This is a genomic window from Agarivorans sp. QJM3NY_29, assembly GCF_050870835.2.
In the GTDB taxonomy this organism is placed as follows: Bacteria; Pseudomonadota; Gammaproteobacteria; order Enterobacterales; family Celerinatantimonadaceae; genus Agarivorans.
This window is the reverse complement of the sequence record NZ_CP194036.2, coordinates 849,721-867,665: the sequence shown is the minus strand read 5'-3', so window position 1 is coordinate 867,665 and position 17,945 is coordinate 849,721. Positions and strand designations below refer to the sequence as shown.

Annotated in this window: 16 protein-coding genes, 1 tRNA gene and 2 pseudogenes; 11 read left to right on the top strand and 8 right to left on the bottom strand. The window is 43.5% G+C overall.

Annotated features, from left to right (window positions below):
* The first annotated feature begins 118 nt into the window (after nt 1–118).
* The gene (gene plsY / locus ACRRS0_RS03910; protein WP_432454530.1) at nt 119–709 is read left to right on the top strand and encodes a glycerol-3-phosphate 1-O-acyltransferase PlsY; all 591 of its coding nucleotides are present in this window, start codon (nt 119–121) and stop codon (nt 707–709) included.
* Nucleotides 710–878: 169 nt separating this feature from the next.
* On the opposite strand, the gene tsaD is transcribed toward plsY, so the two are convergent.
* Nucleotides 879–1,901, bottom strand: coding sequence for a tRNA (adenosine(37)-N6)-threonylcarbamoyltransferase complex transferase subunit TsaD (gene tsaD, locus ACRRS0_RS03905; RefSeq protein WP_432454531.1), 1,023 nt, complete (start codon nt 1,899–1,901; stop codon nt 879–881).
* Between the two features lie 221 nt (nt 1,902–2,122).
* Here tsaD and rpsU point away from each other — a divergent pair, with 221 nt between their 5' ends.
* From rpsU to ACRRS0_RS03880, 5 genes are all read left to right on the top strand, one after another.
* Nucleotides 2,123–2,338, top strand: a complete 216-nt coding sequence (rpsU, locus tag ACRRS0_RS03900; protein ID WP_432454532.1) for a 30S ribosomal protein S21 — start codon at nt 2,123–2,125, stop codon at nt 2,336–2,338.
* Between the two features lie 16 nt (nt 2,339–2,354).
* A complete protein-coding gene (locus tag ACRRS0_RS03895; protein ID WP_432454533.1) occupies nt 2,355–2,798 on the top strand; it encodes a GatB/YqeY domain-containing protein in 444 nt (147 codons plus the stop codon).
* Between the two features lie 85 nt (nt 2,799–2,883).
* Nucleotides 2,884–4,650, top strand: a complete 1,767-nt coding sequence (gene dnaG, locus ACRRS0_RS03890; RefSeq protein ID WP_432454534.1) for a DNA primase — start codon at nt 2,884–2,886, stop codon at nt 4,648–4,650.
* Nucleotides 4,651–4,797: 147 nt separating this feature from the next.
* On the top strand, nt 4,798–6,624 hold the full coding sequence (gene rpoD, locus ACRRS0_RS03885; protein ID WP_432454535.1) for an RNA polymerase sigma factor RpoD: 1,827 nt from the start codon (nt 4,798–4,800) through the stop codon (nt 6,622–6,624).
* 113 nt (nt 6,625–6,737) lie between these two features.
* A tRNA-Ile gene (locus ACRRS0_RS03880) sits at nt 6,738–6,814 on the top strand.
* Nucleotides 6,815–7,198: 384 nt separating this feature from the next.
* Here ACRRS0_RS03880 and ACRRS0_RS03875 read toward each other — a convergent pair.
* Together ACRRS0_RS03875 and ACRRS0_RS03870 are read right to left on the bottom strand one after the other, a co-directional pair.
* Nucleotides 7,199–7,345: a KTSC domain-containing protein gene (locus ACRRS0_RS03875; RefSeq protein ID WP_432454536.1), complete on the bottom strand. Its 147-nt coding sequence runs from the start codon at nt 7,343–7,345 to the stop codon at nt 7,199–7,201.
* Nucleotides 7,346–7,493: 148 nt separating this feature from the next.
* The gene (locus ACRRS0_RS03870) at nt 7,494–8,237 is read right to left on the bottom strand and encodes a hypothetical protein (protein ID WP_432454537.1); all 744 of its coding nucleotides are present in this window, start codon (nt 8,235–8,237) and stop codon (nt 7,494–7,496) included.
* A gap of 467 nt (nt 8,238–8,704) precedes the next feature.
* Here ACRRS0_RS03870 and ACRRS0_RS03865 point away from each other — a divergent pair.
* The 4 genes and pseudogenes from ACRRS0_RS03865 to ACRRS0_RS03850 form a co-directional block, all read left to right on the top strand.
* Nucleotides 8,705–8,914 (top strand): annotated as a pseudogene (locus ACRRS0_RS03865) (transposase); the annotation flags it as partial.
* A gap of 60 nt (nt 8,915–8,974) precedes the next feature.
* Complete coding sequence (locus ACRRS0_RS03860; protein ID WP_112404523.1) at nt 8,975–9,415, top strand: MarR family winged helix-turn-helix transcriptional regulator; 441 nt, start codon at nt 8,975–8,977, stop codon at nt 9,413–9,415.
* A 110-nt stretch (nt 9,416–9,525) separates the two neighbouring features.
* On the top strand, nt 9,526–9,951 hold the full coding sequence (locus ACRRS0_RS03855) for an organic hydroperoxide resistance protein (RefSeq protein WP_432454538.1): 426 nt from the start codon (nt 9,526–9,528) through the stop codon (nt 9,949–9,951).
* A 43-nt stretch (nt 9,952–9,994) separates the two neighbouring features.
* A complete protein-coding gene (locus ACRRS0_RS03850) occupies nt 9,995–11,005 on the top strand; it encodes an alpha/beta hydrolase (RefSeq protein WP_432454539.1) in 1,011 nt (336 codons plus the stop codon).
* Between the two features lie 612 nt (nt 11,006–11,617).
* On the opposite strand, the gene ACRRS0_RS03845 is transcribed toward ACRRS0_RS03850, so the two are convergent.
* Nucleotides 11,618–11,923: a hypothetical protein gene (locus ACRRS0_RS03845; RefSeq protein ID WP_432454540.1), complete on the bottom strand. Its 306-nt coding sequence runs from the start codon at nt 11,921–11,923 to the stop codon at nt 11,618–11,620.
* Nucleotides 11,924–12,145: 222 nt separating this feature from the next.
* On the opposite strand from ACRRS0_RS03845, the gene ACRRS0_RS03840 reads away from it, so the two are divergent.
* Nucleotides 12,146–13,420, top strand: a complete 1,275-nt coding sequence (locus ACRRS0_RS03840; RefSeq protein WP_432454541.1) for a substrate-binding periplasmic protein — start codon at nt 12,146–12,148, stop codon at nt 13,418–13,420.
* Between the two features lie 423 nt (nt 13,421–13,843).
* Here ACRRS0_RS03840 and ACRRS0_RS03835 read toward each other — a convergent pair whose 3' ends face one another.
* From ACRRS0_RS03835 to ACRRS0_RS03820, 4 genes and pseudogenes are all read right to left on the bottom strand, one after another.
* Entirely contained in the window at nt 13,844–14,836 is a 993-nt protein-coding gene (locus ACRRS0_RS03835) for a transposase (RefSeq protein WP_432454542.1), read from the bottom strand.
* A 91-nt stretch (nt 14,837–14,927) separates the two neighbouring features.
* Nucleotides 14,928–15,113: pseudogene (locus ACRRS0_RS03830) on the bottom strand (transposase); the annotation flags it as partial.
* 138 nt (nt 15,114–15,251) lie between these two features.
* Nucleotides 15,252–16,004: a hypothetical protein gene (locus ACRRS0_RS03825; RefSeq protein ID WP_432454543.1), complete on the bottom strand. Its 753-nt coding sequence runs from the start codon at nt 16,002–16,004 to the stop codon at nt 15,252–15,254.
* The gene (locus ACRRS0_RS03820; RefSeq protein ID WP_432454544.1) at nt 16,001–17,533 is read right to left on the bottom strand and encodes an AMP-binding protein; all 1,533 of its coding nucleotides are present in this window, start codon (nt 17,531–17,533) and stop codon (nt 16,001–16,003) included. The genes ACRRS0_RS03825 and ACRRS0_RS03820 overlap by 4 nt, the downstream gene beginning before the upstream one ends.
* Nucleotides 17,534–17,945: the final 412 nt, after the last annotated feature.

The window sequence follows — 17,945 nt, the reverse complement described above, 5'->3', positions numbered from 1 at the left end:
TATGCTGCTGTGCTGTAAACGTGCTAATTAGCCTTAGCTAAAAAAACAGCGTATCATTTGGGTTTCAAAGAGCGCGATAATACCGCAATATGGCAATTGGTGGAATGCTTCTAAGCTAATGGGTTTAATCGGTTTATTTTTTATCACAGCAGCGTATTTACTGGGTTCTATATCCAGCGCTGTATTAATTTGTCGAATTTTTAGTCTGCCCGATCCTCGCCATCACGGTTCTAATAACCCTGGGGCCACCAATGTGTATCGCTTAGGCGGGAAAATCCCCGCTGGATTGGTACTGGTCTGCGATCTGCTAAAAGGCACCGTCCCAGTATGGTTAGGCTATTATGCGGGTCTCTCCCCGCTGGTACTCGGTTTTGTCGGCATCGCGGCTTGCTTAGGACACATGTATCCCATTTTCTTTCATTTTGAAGGCGGAAAAGGGGTTGCGACCGCCCTTGGTGGCGTTTTACCAATTGGTCTCGATCTCGCTGCCTTGTTGATCCTCACTTGGCTAATAATCCTAAAATTAAGAGGTTACTCTTCGTTAGCCGCAATTATCTCGGTGAGTTTAGCACCATTCTATACTTGGCTTATCAAGCCTGAATACACACTGCCCGTCGCGATGCTCTCTTGTCTGATTATTATTCGTCATCAAGGCAACATTCATCGTTTACGCAACCACACCGAAACCAAAGTCATCAAAAAAGACTAAGCCGCTCACCTTTGCATCACTAGAGAAGATATCGACGAAACAACGCAAGGCTTGTTCGCCAACAAACGAATAAAACAACTGACAACGGCAAGCCCATATAAGCCACAAAATGGCCTCCGCGCTCGTTCTGGAATGAGGCGATCAAAGCCACCCCATCGAACACAATAATCTATAAGGGGTTTGCTGCAGGCAACTCGTCTAAAGGCCAACGCGGCATGGCTTTCACCGATAAACCTTGCGTTTGGCCCGCTTTAAAACGCTGCATCCCCGCATAAGCGATCATCGCACCGTTATCGGTACAAAATTCAGCGCGAGGATAAAACACCTGACCACCACGTGATACCAATAATTCACCGAGCTGTTCGCGTAAAGCTTTGTTTGCGCTCACACCGCCGGCAATCACTAAACGTTTTAAGCCAGTTTGTTTCAGGGCGCGACGACACTTAATAATAAGAGTCTCAACCACGGCTTGTTGAAAAGCCAAAGCAATGTCGGCCTGAGTTTGTGGATCTTTGCCCTCGCTATCGATGGTATTTTTGGCGAACGTTTTTAATCCCGAGAAGCTCATATCTAAACCGGGACGGTCAGTCATCGGTCTTGGAAAGACAAAACGCCCGGCAGTGCCTTGTTCCGCTAAGCGGCTCAACGCTGGGCCGCCTGGATAATCAAGACCCAGTAACTTAGCGGTTTTATCGAAGGCTTCACCCGCCGCATCATCAATAGACTCGCCTAAAATTTGATACTCACCAATCCCATCGACTTCCACCAACAATGTATGCCCCCCCGACACTAATAGCGCTAAGAACGGGAATTCAGGCGGATTTTCTTCCAGCATTGGCGCAAGTAAATGACCTTCCATATGATGCACTGCCACCGCCGGCTTATCCCAGGCCATCGCAATACTACGCGCGGTGAGTGACCCCACTAACAAAGCGCCAACCAAACCGGGGCCAGCAGTATAAGCTACCGCGTCAATATCATCGGCACTACAATTGGCTGCTGCCATCGCTTCTTTAATCAGTGGAATAGTCTTACGAATATGGTCGCGCGAAGCTAACTCAGGCACCACCCCTCCGTAATCGGCATGCAATTTTACCTGACTGTATAAAACATCGGCCAATAAGCCTTGCTGATCATCGTAAATAGCAATGCCGGTCTCATCACACGAAGTTTCAATACCTAATACGCGCATAGTGTTGCTTTTCCTGCTTGGTTACTGGCGTCAGTAACGTATAATCTCGCCCAAAGGCCTGCCAAAAATCGCAGCTATCTTACTTGTTCAGCGCTAATTTCACCAGTGACTTACAAATAGGCTTTACATTACCCCTCAGTTCGGCTTAAAATTCCGCACCATTTTTAAACACTCAGGCTGATATTTGTTCGGCCGTTAATAAACCGGAAGGTGATAGGCATATGCCAATCGTTAAAGTACGTGAAAACGAACCATTTGACGTAGCTCTACGTCGTTTCAAGCGCTCTTGCGAGAAAGCAGGTATTCTTTCTGAAGTTCGCCGTCGCGAGTTTTATGAAAAACCAACTACAACTCGTAAACGTGCTAAAGCGTCTGCTGTTAAACGTCACGCTAAGAAATTAGCACGTGAAAACGCACGTCGCGTTCGCTTGTACTAAGCGCAGTTAATAACCTATGTCATTAAAAGCGACGCTACAAGAAGAACAAAAAGCAGCCATGCGAGCCAAAGACAAATTACGTCTTGGCACACTTCGTATGTTGCTTGCGGCAGTTAAACAGGTAGAAATTGACGAACGCATTACCCTAGAGGACGATCAAGTATTGAGCATCCTCGTAAAACAGGTAAAACAGCGTAAAGATGCTGCTGAACAGTTTTCAGCCGCTGCTCGTCAAGATTTGGCCGACAAAGAACTCGCTGAGATTGCTATCTTGGAAACGTTCCTTCCTCAAGCGCTTAGTCCAGAAGAAATTGCCTCATTGATTGATGATGCAATCGCTAAGTCGGGCGCGGCTGGAATGCAAGATATGGGTAAAGTGATGGGGATCTTAAAACCTCAGGTGCAAGGTAAGGCAGACATGGGCGCGATTAGTGCCGCCGTCCGCAGTAAACTCGCCTAAGCCCATCTCTTAAATTACTCGAGCAAGCCGTGTACTCCATGAGTTCACGGCTTGTTTGTTTTCTAAAAACCGAAGACGAGGCTAAATGGCTGGAAGAATAGCGCAACAATTTATTGATGACTTATTGGCTCGCACCGATATTGTTAGCCTAATCGATCAGCGTGTGCGTTTAAAAAAAGCCGGTAAAAACTATTCCGCTTGCTGCCCCTTTCATAACGAAAAATCGCCCTCTTTTACGGTCAGCCAAGACAAACAGTTTTATCACTGCTTTGGTTGTGGCGCCCATGGCAACGCCATTAGTTTCCTGATGGAATACGACAAACTTGAGTTTGTTGACGCAGTGGAAGATCTCGCCAGCCAAATGGGCGTAGAAGTTCAGCGAGAAAACAGCAACGATAGTAAATTTGACCCAGCCAAAAGCCAACAGCAACGCCAGCAAAGTAAAGATTTATACGAACTAACCGCGCAAGCCTGTCGCTTCTTCCAACAACAATTACGAGTGCATCCAAATAAACAACAAGTCATCGACTACTTAAAAGGCCGCGGCTTAAGTGGTGAAGTGGTGCAACGTTTCGCCGTTGGCTACGCATCAGATGAATGGGATGCATTAGGTAAAACCCTCGGCGGCTCGGCACAAGCCAGTCAGCAATTGGTGGATGCGGGTCTTTCTATCGAGAATGAAAAAGGTCGTCGCTATGACCGTTTTCGTGATCGGATCATGTTTCCAATTCGTGATAAACGCGGCCGTTATATTGGCTTTGGTGGTCGAGTTTTGGGAGATGGGACCCCCAAATACCTTAACTCACCAGAAACCAGAATTTTTCATAAAGGTCGCGAATTATATGGTCTGTATGAAGTTCGGCAGGCCTACAAACAAGTGCCACAAATTTTAGTAGTGGAAGGCTATATGGACGTGGTATCGCTCGCCCAATTTGGGGTCGATTATGCGGTCGCGTCACTGGGAACCTCTACCACCCCAGAGCATTTACAGATGCTGTTCAGAGCCAGCGAAAAAATTATTTGTTGTTATGATGGTGACCGGGCCGGACGAGATGCTGCATGGCGAGCCTTAGAAAACGCCTTACCCCACCTACGCGACAATGTAGAACTTAAGTTTATGTTCTTACCCGATGGTGAAGATCCCGACACGCTGGTTCGCCAAGAAGGTAAAGATGGCTTTGAACAACGGATGAACGATGCGATGCCGCTGTCGCGTTTCTTATTTGAACGCCTCGGCCAAGACATCGACATCAGCACTGATGCCGGAAAAAGCCACCTCGCGTCGAAAGCTTATCAGTTAATCTCTCAGGTGAACGCCAGTTTTTACAAAGAAACTTTACTCACCGAGCTGGCCACCCAAAACCGAATGCTACGTAGCCAGCTAGAAAAAGAACTAGCACAGTTAAAACAAGCGGAACGCAGCCGACCCAATGCACAAAAAGCACTTAGCTTAACACCAATGCGTAAAGCCATAGCAATGCTCTTGCAGCGGCCAACTATTGCCAATGACTTACCGCCAAGCCCACAACTGAGCCAGGTCAATATTAAAGGAATGGCCTTGCTACAGCGGCTGATTACCGAGATCCATCAAAAACCAGATATTACCACCGCGCAGCTCTTAGAACGCTGGCGAGATTTACCAGAGCAAAAACACCTTAACGCTTTGGCCAGCTATAACTTGGAAATTGACGAATCAGGTTACCCCGATGAGCTACAAGATATAATCGCCAGCTTCATCGAACAACTGTTGCTACAACGTTACGACCAACTCAATATCAAATCGCTGAACGGCACACTTAGCGTAGAGGAGAAGCGAGAAATGCTACAATTAGTTGTTGAATTAAAGCCTTAACTCGGCTGTTTAAGTAATAAACAAAAAGATACTATATAAATGCCTTTAATATAGAAATTTTCACCCATACTTGATATAATTCTTCGTTTGCGCTTGCAGCGCTTACGTTTATGGTTTTGCTAGCTTAATCTACTTCGGATGACATCTATGGAACAAACCCCACAGTCTCAACTCAAACTCCTTCTCGCAAAAGGTAAAGAGCAAGGCTACCTAACTTATGCAGAAGTAAATGACCATTTACCTGCTGATATCGTAGATTCCGATCAAGTTGAAGATATCATTCAAATGATCAACGACATGGGTATTCAGGTACATGAAAACGCACCTGATGCCGATGACTTATTGTTGGCGGAAAACACGACCGACGAAGACGCAGCAGAAGCTGCGGCTCAAGCGCTCGCCACGGTAGAATCAGAATTAGGCCGAACGACTGACCCTGTACGTATGTATATGCGTGAAATGGGTACTGTTGAATTGCTAACTCGTGAAGGCGAAATCGATATTGCGAAACGTATCGAAGAAGGCATTAACGAAGTTCAGCGTAGCGTTTCTGAATACCCAGAAACCATCTCTATCTTGCTCGATATGTACGATAAGTATCAGGCAGAAGAGCTTAAAGTCAGTGACATCGTCAATAGCTTCATCGACGAAAACGAAGTCGCCGAAGCCGCGCCCACCGCGACTCACATTGGCTCAGAGCTTGAAGAAAAAGATCTTGAAGACGAAGATGAAGACGACGAAGACGAAGAAGAAGAAGACACAGGCCTAGATCCTGAACTCGTCAAAGAACGTTTCGAAACCTTGCGTGCTCAATATGACAAAACTCACGCAATGATTGCCAAACATGGCCGGACTTCTAAACAAGCGAAAGCCGAGATTTTTGAACTTAGCGAAATCTTCCACACTTTCCGTTTAGTGCCAAAATTGTTCGACAAACTGGTTGCCAGTATGCGCCGGATGATGGAGCGTGTTCGCACCCAAGAACGTCTGGTTCTTAAACTTTGTGTAGAACAAGGTAAAATGCCGAAGCAAGCCTTCGTTAAAGCCTTCTCAAAAGATGAAACCAGTGACGTATGGTTTAACGAGCATAAAACCTCTGCCAAAGACTATGCCCCAGCGTTAATGGAAGTCGACGAAGAAGTTCGCCGTTGTATCTTCAAGCTAAAATCAGTTGAACAAGAAACCGGCCTATCCATTAACAACATCAAAGACATTAACCGTCGTATGAGCATTGGTGAAGCGAAAGCTCGCCGCGCCAAGAAAGAAATGGTTGAAGCCAACTTACGTTTGGTAATCTCTATTGCGAAGAAATACACCAACCGTGGTTTGCAATTCCTCGACTTGATTCAAGAAGGTAACATCGGCTTGATGAAAGCGGTGGACAAATTTGAATACCGTCGTGGTTACAAATTCTCGACTTACGCCACCTGGTGGATCCGTCAGGCAATTACTCGTTCTATTGCCGATCAGGCGCGTACTATTCGTATCCCGGTTCATATGATCGAAACCATTAACAAACTCAACCGTATTAGCCGTCAAATGCTTCAGGAAATGGGCCGCGAACCCACGCCAGAAGAATTGGCAGAACGGATGTTAATGCCTGAAGATAAGATCCGTAAGGTGCTTAAAATTGCCAAAGAACCGATCTCCATGGAAACCCCGATTGGTGATGATGAAGATTCGCACTTAGGTGACTTTATTGAGGACACCACTCTGTCGATGCCTGTTGATGCAGCGACCGGTGAAAACCTCAAGTTTGCCACTCAAGAAGTACTGGCAGGCCTCACCCCGCGTGAAGCAAAAGTACTGCGGATGCGCTTTGGTATTGGCATGAACACCGACCATACGCTTGAAGAAGTGGGCAAACAGTTTGACGTTACACGTGAACGTATTCGTCAGATTGAAGCGAAAGCTTTACGTAAGCTTCGTCACCCTTCTCGTTCTGAGCAACTTCGCAGTTTCTTAGACGAATAGACCGCTAAACGGCGAATAAATAGGCGCTTAGATTCAAACGCATAGACAAGGCTGAGACTATTTTTTATAATCCAGCCTCGTTGCTAAAGCCAAGCGCTTAGCACCACAAATTCGGCCCTTTAGCTCAGTTGGTTAGAGCACACGACTCATAATCGTTAGGTCCACAGTTCAAGTCTGTGAAGGGCCACCATATACAAAGGCGTAGAAGTTAATCACTTCTACGCCTTTTCTATTTTTTCTCTCTGTGTAGCAAATATGTAGCAGATTTCAGGCAATAAACTGTTATTCCCCTATTGTTTTTAAGAAGACTGAGTAAATTTACAACTGGGATAAGCTGAACAGCCAATAAACGCATTTCCTGCATTCTTACCACGTTTTGCCAGTCGCTCTACTCTCTGCCTCACATTTAGGACAAAGTTCATCCTTGACCTTGAAAACTAATTATTAGTGCTATGTATTTAATTTAATCCAACAACAGATTAATAAATAAAAGGCTCTAAATTCATAAGCTTCCCTTCATCCGTTAACGTTAATTGAATGGTATTTATCTCAGATATAAAATTGATACCGACTTTTATATCTGAGTACAGCTATACGTATTTTTTATGTTATGGTGCAGATAAGAACCAGCAGATGAAGCACTCATTAACTCATCATAGATATACTGTGGTACATCAAAGTATTGATAGACTCCATTGTGGAATTCGACTTCTAACGTCATGCTGTCTACATCGTAGCCAACAGACACCAAATTACTTGATGACACGAGTGCTCTGCTAAGTTGGCGCTTCGGACAACTTCCGTTTCCGTTAACTTGGAATGATTACCAACTTCAGATAACGATATAAATTTTTCCAAAACAACTCCTTTTATTGGGTTTCATCATCCGCTTTAGTTCCGAAGCGAAACTCGTACTTGAGTCCAGCAGTGGGGAAAACTTCCGTAAATGCGCCATTCCAAATTGCTATGTGAGACTCAGAACGAGCCACAAACATACCATTTGCAATATCACCAGTTTGCTTGCTTAAAAAGATGCACGACTTGTCACGGCTTAGCTCTGCTAGCTCACAGCCCTCGAAATGCTCAATACTACCAAGTGCCAAATCTTTACCTTGGTTGTAACTAAACCAAGGTAAAGCAACAATTGAAATAAGAATACATAATACGATATATGGCGTAGCCAGCATCAGCACTGAGATTTTTAATGGGCCATATACATAAAAATACAATCGCTCGGGGACATCCCCCCCTCTGGATTCAGCATCAAACTTGAACTTAACTGGGTTTCGTAAGAAATAGATGGCTACAAATGAAAATACAAACACAACTGCAAAAAACAACAAAAGTACATAAAAGTGAGTTCGTAGATATACCCAAAGATCTACTACCACTAAAAAGATAACTATGAAGCTGCCAACTAAATGTTCTTGAATTGATTTTGGAAAAAACTCACCGCTCATACCAAAACCAATTTGATAACCATAGGTATGGAAGTAGCCAAGCAGATAAAGAGCTGGAACAGATACAGTCATTAGACTGATGATACGATTTGAAGAGATAAACGCCAATAAGCGGTTATTGCTCTTTGTGATTTCCTTATCTTCCGTATTCATCCAATACCCATTGCAAAAAAGTTATTGATTAGATGAATACTAAATCAACTCAAGCTATTGAACAATCTAGAATATCTTTAAGATATGTAGTATTGAGAAGATAAGCCAACTAGTTCGTAACTAACTTCAACATAACTTGGTTTGTTTCTACATCTTTAGCTAGCTGGCCACTAGCCAAGACGTCTGATTTGAAGCGACAGGCGTCAAACACCTCAAGTGGAGCTTTAGTAAAAGCAGAATTATTAGTAAGGCTTTTGACTGAATCACTGATAAAACTGGTGTCATTCTCAGTAACCAGAGTTAAAGTGGACATCCATGATAAAAAAACATAAACATTGATAGTTTAGACTGTTATCAGCATTCTTATCACGCTTTGCCAATCACTCGACCAACTGTGCCCCACGAGCCTGTAAATTAAATTGTGTAATTGCTTATAATTAGCCCTGAACAGGCTAAGGATAAGCAACATGGATAAGAAAGCTCTCGAAGCATTTGCTCGTGAAGCCGCTAAGTCAATCAAGACCCCTTCAGATCTAGATGACTTTCGTAAAATGTTAACCAAGGTGACTGTTGAGACAGCGTTAAATGCTGAGCTTGATGACCACCTCGGTTATCAGAAACACGCTGAAAAGCCCGATAAGAATAGTCGTAATGGTTATTCATCCAAGACTGTATTGAAACTGCGAAGGCTTGAGGAGAGAATACCCTCACAACGACTTTAGATTAAGAAGAACAATATGCCTGATAATCAGCTATCGCTGGACAATCAAGTGTGTTTCGCACTTTACTCCGCTTCACTCGCAATGACACAACTTTACAAACCAATGCTGGAACCTTTGGGGCTGACATATACTCAGTATCTGATTTTGCTTACATTGTGGGAAGAAGACGGTATTGGCCTTAAAGATATTGGTTCAAAGTTAGGCCAAAAGTCAGGAGCTTTAACACCAGTGATAAAGCGAATGGAAACGGATGGCCTAGTACAGCGAGTTAGATTGCCTCATGATGAACGATCGTTAAGTGTCCGATTAACGTTAAAGGGACGTTCTTTAGAGAAAGATGCTCGAAATATCAACACATGTATTGCTGATGCTTGTGGTCTGGAATCGGAAGAACTCATTGATTTAAAAGATAAAATCATCCTTCTTAGAAAAAATATATCAAATCAAATAAAATAATAGTTGTGCGATAATAGTTATTGCGATAACGTTAGTCCCAACGGAGCACCCATATGTGGGTTCTCTTTAACGCAAATAGTTATCGCAATAATCAATTGAGGGCAATTTAAATGAAATCAATTTATACCACACAAGCAACTTCGACTGGTGGTCGTGACGGACAATCCAAATCGGAAGATGGCAAACTGCTCGTAAAACTTAGTACGCCCCAAGAACTTGGTGGACTTGGAGGCGACGGTACCAATCCAGAACAACTCTTCGCCGCCGGCTATTCGGCTTGCTTTATCGGCGCGATGAAGTTTGTTGCGATGCAAGACAAGATCCGATTACTGAATGAGCCTACCGTGACTGCGAAAGTCGGTATAGGCGAAAATCCACAAGGTATCGGTTTTGCAATTGCTGTAGAACTTCATATTTCTCTACCTGGATTAGAGTATGAAACCGCATTGGCACTGGTCGAAAAAGCGCATCAAGTATGCCCATATTCAAATGCGACTCGTGGAAACATCCAAGTTGAACTAATTGTTGCAAATTAGAATTCATTGTTGAAAAGGCATTTAGACTAAAAGGTAAAGGAAAATGAAATTGACAAAATCTATTTTGGTAATGGCATTGTGTGCGAGTAGTTTCGGGGCTTTTGCTCATTCAGGTTCATACGGAGTTGAACCTCATACTCAAAGCTTCTTACAAGCTTTGGAAGGAGGCCAGCCAATTGAAACGATGACACCAACAGAAGCCAGAGCAGTATTGACCGGTGCGCAAAAAGGAGCGGCTTTGGCACCTGCGTCAGTTAAAAGTTATACCATTAACGTTGATGGTCAAAAAATAGCTATTAAAGTGGTCAGACCCTTAGAAGCGGAAGGCAAACTTCCTGCTTTCATGTTTTTCCATGGAGGTGGATGGGTGCTCGGTGACTTTCCTACACACGAGAGACTGATTCGAGATCTAGTGGTTCGCTCTGGTACAGCTGCAGTATATGTTGATTACACACCGTCGCCTGAAGCGAAGTACCCAGTAGCAATCAACCAAGCTTACGAGGCAACGAAGTGGGTGGCGGAACATGGTGATCAAATCAACATTGATGGTAGTCGTTTGGCTGTAGCGGGCAACAGTGTTGGCGGGAATATGGCGGCAGTTGTTGCTCTGAAAGCCAAAGAAGCCGGAACGCCTAAACTCCGATTCCAATTGTTACTATGGCCAGTCACGAACGCCTCGTTTCAAACTTCTTCCTATGATCAATTCAGCAATGGTCATTTCTTAACGCGTGGAATGATGAAGTGGTTTTGGGATAACTACACAACGAGTCCGGTTGAGCGAAATGAGATTTACGCATCACCTTTACGTGCATCTCTTGAGCAACTTTCCGGTTTGCCGGATACATTGATTCAGACCGCAGAAAAAGATGTACTACGAGATGAAGGTGAAGCTTATGGCATCAAGCTTCAGCAAGCTGGTGTTAATGTCACTTCCGTTCGCTACAACGGTATGATTCACGACTTTGGTATGTTAAACGCGCTATCAACTACCCCCGAAGTTCAAGACTCATTGACGCAAGCTGCACAAGCTCTTGCTAACCATTTAACAAACTAAGTTCTAGACATCTTATTGATAGGTGCTTTGCGGAACCAGCAAAGCACCTCGTTTATAATTAATTTTCAATTCGCAGCACAAGTAATTTGAAAGTGCATTCATACTTACAACATCAGCAATTTCAGGTCGCCCGATAAATTGAGAGTCGATTGATCTAGTGGTCAACTAAAATTGGCCACCGTTTATAGTTTTCCCAATACAGTCGTTCAGACTCATTGGGAGAGTTAAAGTGGACATCCATGATAAAAAACACAAACATTGTTAGTTTAGACTGTTATCAGCATTCTTATCACGCTTTGCCAATCACTCGACCAACTGTGCCCCACGTTTAGGGCAAAGCTCACCAGATTGTCTCTGACAGCTTTTTCAGCAACTAATTCACGAACATTAGCTTTGTGCTTAAGTGATGTTTGAAAACCTCTTTTCAGCTTCAATACCTCAAGCTTAGCGGTGAGCGCTGTAACTTCTGGCTCACTAAATTTGCTCTCCTACTTCGAACGAATGTAACGCAGGCAACCACGTATATGCGTAACGTTTTTAGGCATAGCGGTTTTGAAAGTGGCATCAACGGTAAAATGGACATCCATGATAAAAAACACAAATATTGATAGTTTAGACTGTTATCAGCATTCTTATCACGCTTTGCCAATCACTCGACCAACTGTGCCCCACATTTTGGACAAGTCTCGCCTGATTGCCTCTGACGGCTTTTTCAGCAACTAATTCACGAACATTAGCTTTGTGCTTAAGTGACGTTTGGAAACCTCTTTTAAGCTTCAATTCCTCAAGCTTAGCGGTAAGCGCTGTAACTTCTGGATCACTAAATTTGCTCTCCTGCTTCGAACAAATGTAACGCAGGCAACCACGTATATGCGTGACATTTTTAGGCATAGCGGTTTTGAAAATGGCATTGCCCACAAAGCATACTACGGAGATTTTGATGACCCAACGGATCTATCCTTAGATAACAATTTGGAACACTATGTGCCCCTCGACAATAGAAATCTGCGGCCAAGATGAACGCAGACTAGATTGTAACCATACTGTGGTTCTGTCGTGGTCATGGGAATGCTATTTCCCCCCTGCCGAGTCCTCGCATGCACTATGCTTTAGTATAATCAACACTGACTAAGCAAAACGATGAACATACTGAAACGCCTCCGATTAAGCGCAATCACTTACAACCGAGGGCACCTCAACATCATGGTGAAATTCACGCTAATGGCGTGGCTGCTTTTCGGTAGTCTGCATGCAAACAGCAATCCTGCTACATTGCGCCTGTACACCAATATATCGCCTCCCTATCAAGAAATACAAAACAACCAACTGGCAGGCAGTTCGGTTGAAATTTTAGCGTGTTTGATGGAAACACTCGATTGGCCCTATGCGGTTCAAACAGCGCCCTGGAAACGGGTTTACTCCCGGGTTAGAGCGGGTGAAGCAGATGGTTTTTTCAGTTCCCTCCCTTTCCCTCAAGCCAATGACTTTGCTGCATTGTCCTCCCCGGCTGCCTTAGAGAAATGGTACTGGTTCTATACGTCTCCAGAGCTTGTGAAGGATAAGGTTGGCATTGTGCGTGGCGCCACTGTCGATCTGTGGCTGCAAGCTGCCTATCCGACGATTAAAGTGCAACGAGTGAATACCCTAGACCAGCTGGTCAAACTACTGATCAAAGGTCGGGTTAATAGCATTTTGATGGATAAGCAAACCTTTGAGAACGTGCAAAAGCAAACACTAGGAAAGGAAATTAACTCGCAATTCGAAAAATATAGTCCGTTGGGTTTCTACTTTTCTAAAGCCTACTTAGCCAATCACCCAGACTTTCTCGACGCGTTTAATCAGGCGTTGCCGAGGTGCGTCAGCTCACTGCCCACCCTGTCCAATACTGAGCGAGTCCTGATGGAGCGAATTGCCACAGAGAAAATCAGTGAATGGGTCAACAACCCGCAGGTGATCCGTGCTGTTGAGCAAAGTAATCAGCGCACATCTTCATTAACAGACGCCAACCTCGCTGACTTAAATAGCGGCCTGCAAAAGATACCAACAAGGTTACAAGCTAAAGTTGACTCAATAATCAATAGTGAGTTATCCGACTACCTCGAAGAGATCGCCGCTAACTCGGCAGGGCTTTACTTAGAGATAATCGTGTTTGACGCGCGAGGAGTGAATGTAGGGCAAAGCCAACCAACGTCCGACTATTGGCAAGGAGATGAAGCCAAATACAGCCAAACCTACTTACAGGGTAACGGTGCTATGTTTATCGATGATATTAACTATGATGCCTCCACACGCAACTTTCTGGTACAAGTTAGTCTGACCATAAGCTCCGCAGCAAATGATAATCCGATTGGCGGGGTGACTATTGGTATCGATATCGAAAAAGCGCTAATGACTTACTACTCGCCTAACGAGTAACCTATTAATGACAACTTCAAAATAGCTTAACCAAGAGTTAAAGTAGACATCCATGATAAAAACACAAAGACAGTAACAACGTTAGTGAAGTGAACACCACTGCAATCATTTAGTCCTCTGGCTGTTCTCATGCCAATTAACGGGTAAGTTTGCAAAAATGGCTCATTTCGTTGATTTTTGAAACCATACACGCCTCAGCAAAGCTGATGATTGAGAATAGTTAAAGTAGACATCCATGATAAAAACACAAAGACAGTAACAACGTTAGTGAAGTGAACACCACTGCAATCATTTAGTCCTCTGGCTGTTCTCATGCCAATTAACGGGTAAGTTTGCAAAAATGGCTCATTTCGTTGATTTTTGAAACAATACACGCCTCAGCAAAGCTGATGGTTCAGACATAGTTCGAAAGCAAGCTCGCGCTTAAGCGCGATTTAGCAAACGTTTGCAGCAACTTAAACCGGCCGTTCGTTGATGCCCCATATGCTGATGATATTCTCTAAGCAAGCGCTCTTGACCAACAGCGCCAGAAAAGTGCCGTTCAAACTCACCGCTTAAAGTCAGCCACTGCGCTTCATTTATCCCTAAGCGTTGGATGATGGAACTTTCTCCACTGTCGATGTCACCTCGTTTATCTTCTCTTACCATGCGTCCGGTCATATCGACTAACTCAAGATAGTCTTTTAGCTCAAAGGGTAAGCCTTGGGGCATCGGCTCTCTTGGGTTACCCACAAAGGGAAACAGGTTTGTTGCCTGGGCTTGTTTTAGCTGAGCGGCTTTTGCTCGTCGCTGTACGCTGGTATGAGCGGAGCCCTCTGGTGTACTCGCCATCTTGGCTCTGATGGGGTTTAGGTCTACGTAAGCCATACACGCTATGAGGGCGGCTTCATCCAAAAGCGCTTGGGATTTAAAGCGCCCTTCCCAAAATCGACCGGTACATTGGTCTTCTTGATTGGCGGCTCGCGCAATGTGTTCGTTTAAATGGCGCATAAACCAGCTTAAATCATACAGGCGAGTCCGGTACACTTCGGCGGTGGCGCGAATGGCCTGCAGTTGCACTTCATCTAACTGCGGTCGTAACTCAAGGTTGAGATACATCTGAGTCAGTAAGGTGCCCTGATGCAAGCTATGCCAGCGTTTTAAGACTTCATCCATTGACCAAGCTTCTGCTTGAGCCCTATCGATATGCAATACAACATGCGAGTGGTTACTCATGACAGCATAAGCACAAACATCAATGGCGAACACTGACGCTAATTTGAGTAAATAATCCTCGACCCACTGGCGGCGGTGCTCATAGCTTTTGCCGGTTTGTTGGTCTTCGCCACACAGAAACGCCCGCCGAACACAACGCGAAACACAATGATAGTAGGGTGTATCCGATAAGCTCACCTGCGAGCGTCTTGGCCGAGGCATGATGATAACTCCCCAAACAAATAACTATTGATAGTTTAGACTATTATAAGCGTTTCGTTAGTTGGGGTGGGTGTCTTCTTAAATCGTTCCAAACATCAATCGCGAACACCGACGCTAATTTGAGTAGATAATCCTCGACCCACTGGCGGCGGTGCTCATAGCTTTTGCCGGTTTGTTGGTCTTCGCCACACAGAAACGCCCGTCGAACACAGCGAGAAACACAATGATAGTAGGGTGTATCCGATAAGCTCACCTGCGAGCGTCTTGGCCGAGGCATGATGATAACTCCCCAAACAAATAACTATTGATAGTTTAGACTATTATAAGCGTTTCGTTAGTTGGGGTGGGTGTCTTCTTAAATCGTTCTTGAATCGTTGAATCGGGTTTCTTCTTGGATCGCTAAAAACCATTAGCCTTATTTATAGGCAATAAACTCACAATAATGCTCTCTGTATTTACTGGCATCAATTCTAGCTATTCTTTTAAAACCGGCTTCCACTAGCATTTGCTTAAATTCCTCTTCTGCTATCAAATGCGAGTATCGAGTAAAGCTATAGATATCACCTGCAATAGTCATTTCTACCTCCCATTTTCTTTTTTTGGTGCTTTTATCATGGATGATGGTCTCCCTTACATTAACCGGAAGGCAGTTCACTTCGGTTTCATCATGACTAATGCTTATTGGGTGTTCATAGTTAAGGTATTTATCTGAAGGTATGTCAATATACAAGCACCCCCCACTTTTAATGGACTTGAAAATGCCTTTGATAGAATCTTTCATTTCTTTTACGTTGGCGCTTTGGTTATCTTTGTCCCACATATCTGAATAGACGATGGAGTTGCCTCTGCATAAAATCAGTTCGAATAGCTCTGGTAGCTTATCCCCTAATTCTTGCCATTTTATTTTTAAGGGAGATGTCTTTACACTCGTTGTTTGAGCATTTTTATTGAAGCGGGATATCATGTTTTCACAAGCATCAGAGCATGTTATTTTGTATCCTGAATCTATTAAGTCGATGATCCCAAAGCCTGTACCCACAGAACAATCTAAGATATTGCCATGTTTGTATGGCCTAATAATGTCCTTAAGTGAATTAACTAAAGAGTCTCGGCATGAAACAGCGCTTAAGTAATAGTCCAGTTGAGCAGGAAAGCTTAGTGGCTTCATGCTAAATCCTTATATTTTTCGTATAGCTCGTTATCTTCGATCCACTGTTCTAAAGCCTCTCGGTTAACTTTACTGTTATGGCGAGAGTCGCTAGGTAATAGTGAAGGGTAAAATAGTATCTGACTATTGGGGTATCCGATTTCTTTAAGCTTTAGCTTAAGAGACTCTTGTTTAACTTGCTGATGTTCTTGTTGAGGAATGATGAGGCTGACTATATCTCGCTCTTTATGATAAACCACCGCACTAGATAGACAATTGCCATGGATATTCAGGCATTGTTCTATGGCGTCTGGACAAAATAGGCCGTGTATTGATTCAAAGGAATATTTTTTTCTGCTCATGAGCCAAACCATACCCGTGTCATCTATATACCCTAAATCTCCCATTTTATGCCAAATTTCGGTGCTATTTTCTAAGTTTACTTTTGATGACTGCGTTATATCTTTTCTTCTGAAATATTTTTTGGTTATTCGTTGGCCTGAAACGATTAGCTCGCCTATTGTATTGCTGTTTAGGCGCTTGGGATATGCTGAATCGTTGTTACTTTCGATTACAGCAACATTTATGCCTTGGCATGGTTTACCCAAAGGTATTCCTTTGTTATATAAGGTTTTTTCTAAAGATAAGGCTTTAAAGTCTTTGAATTCTATTTGAGTGACAGGAAGTAAGGCTTCTGTGCTCGCATAGGGGATGTAGATCTCGCCGCAGGTCATGGTATCTGAAAGCCTCTGTAGCATGACTAAGTTTAAAGATGCGCCTGCTGTTGAAATTATCTTGATGAAGTCAAGCTGATGCTGTGTTCTTTGACAGTATTGTGTAAGCCTAATCCAAAATGCAGGTGAGGCAAATATATAGTCACTCCCATATGTTTTCATTTGAAAGAATATGCTTTCTATAGACATCAAGTTTGGCTGAGTGGTCCTTGTATTTGGAATGATGGCTTTCTTGTCATTATAAATACAAGCCAACGCTAAATACGGGAATAACACGAACTCGCAGTTGACTTGCTTATGAAAGTGTTTGAGTTCCATTGCTTGGGATTCTAGTTGCTCTAGTGTCCACGGTACTCCTTTAGGTATACCGGTTGTTCCTGTTGTGTATAGCAACATGCAAGCCGAATCTAAGGCTGGTTTATCGTTAAAAACGGGGCTTGCTGGTGCCTTATATAGCTCATTCATAGTGGTTGTTTTAAATTCGGGGATGTCTTGGTTGCTAATCCACAGCACTGGTTTTAACTCATCGATACAAGTAACTAAATTTTTTTTGCTTTGCTTGGGATCGATTAAACTGGGGATAATTCCTGAAATAAAACAGCCATACAGAAGGCTGTAATATTCATATGATGCAGACATAGTTACAACGATGAAATCGCCTCTTTTGGCGCCTAAAGACAATAGTTTTCCCGCTACATCATAGGCTGATTGTAGTAGCTCTGATGCTAGAATTTGCTTAGCGCTAGCAATGTCGACTAGCACCACGTTGTCATTATGGGATGCTCTATGCTGCAATTTTTTTATAAAAGGATTCATTATTAACCCATCAATTACTATTGAGTATTATGTATATAATTATTTTAATCAGTAGTCACGAGGTATTTGAACTTATATGGTCACCCCCGCTGGGTCAAGTTAGATCCAGCAAGTTTATTAATGTACTTCTTTAAGTAGACATCCATGATAAAAACACTGCCGACGATGCTCATAGCTTTGGCCCATTTGCAGGCCTTTGCCACACAAAAAAGCCGTCGAACACAATGATAGTAAGGTGTATCCGATCAGCTCACTTGTGAGCTTCTTGACTGAGGTATAACGATAGTTCCCCCAAATAAATCACTATTGATAATTGAAGTTATTAATGAAGTTTCGCTTGTTCGGATGGGTGTCATGGTTATTGATGGTTATTTGCGTTCGCAACTTAAACTGGTCGTTCGTTTATGTCCCA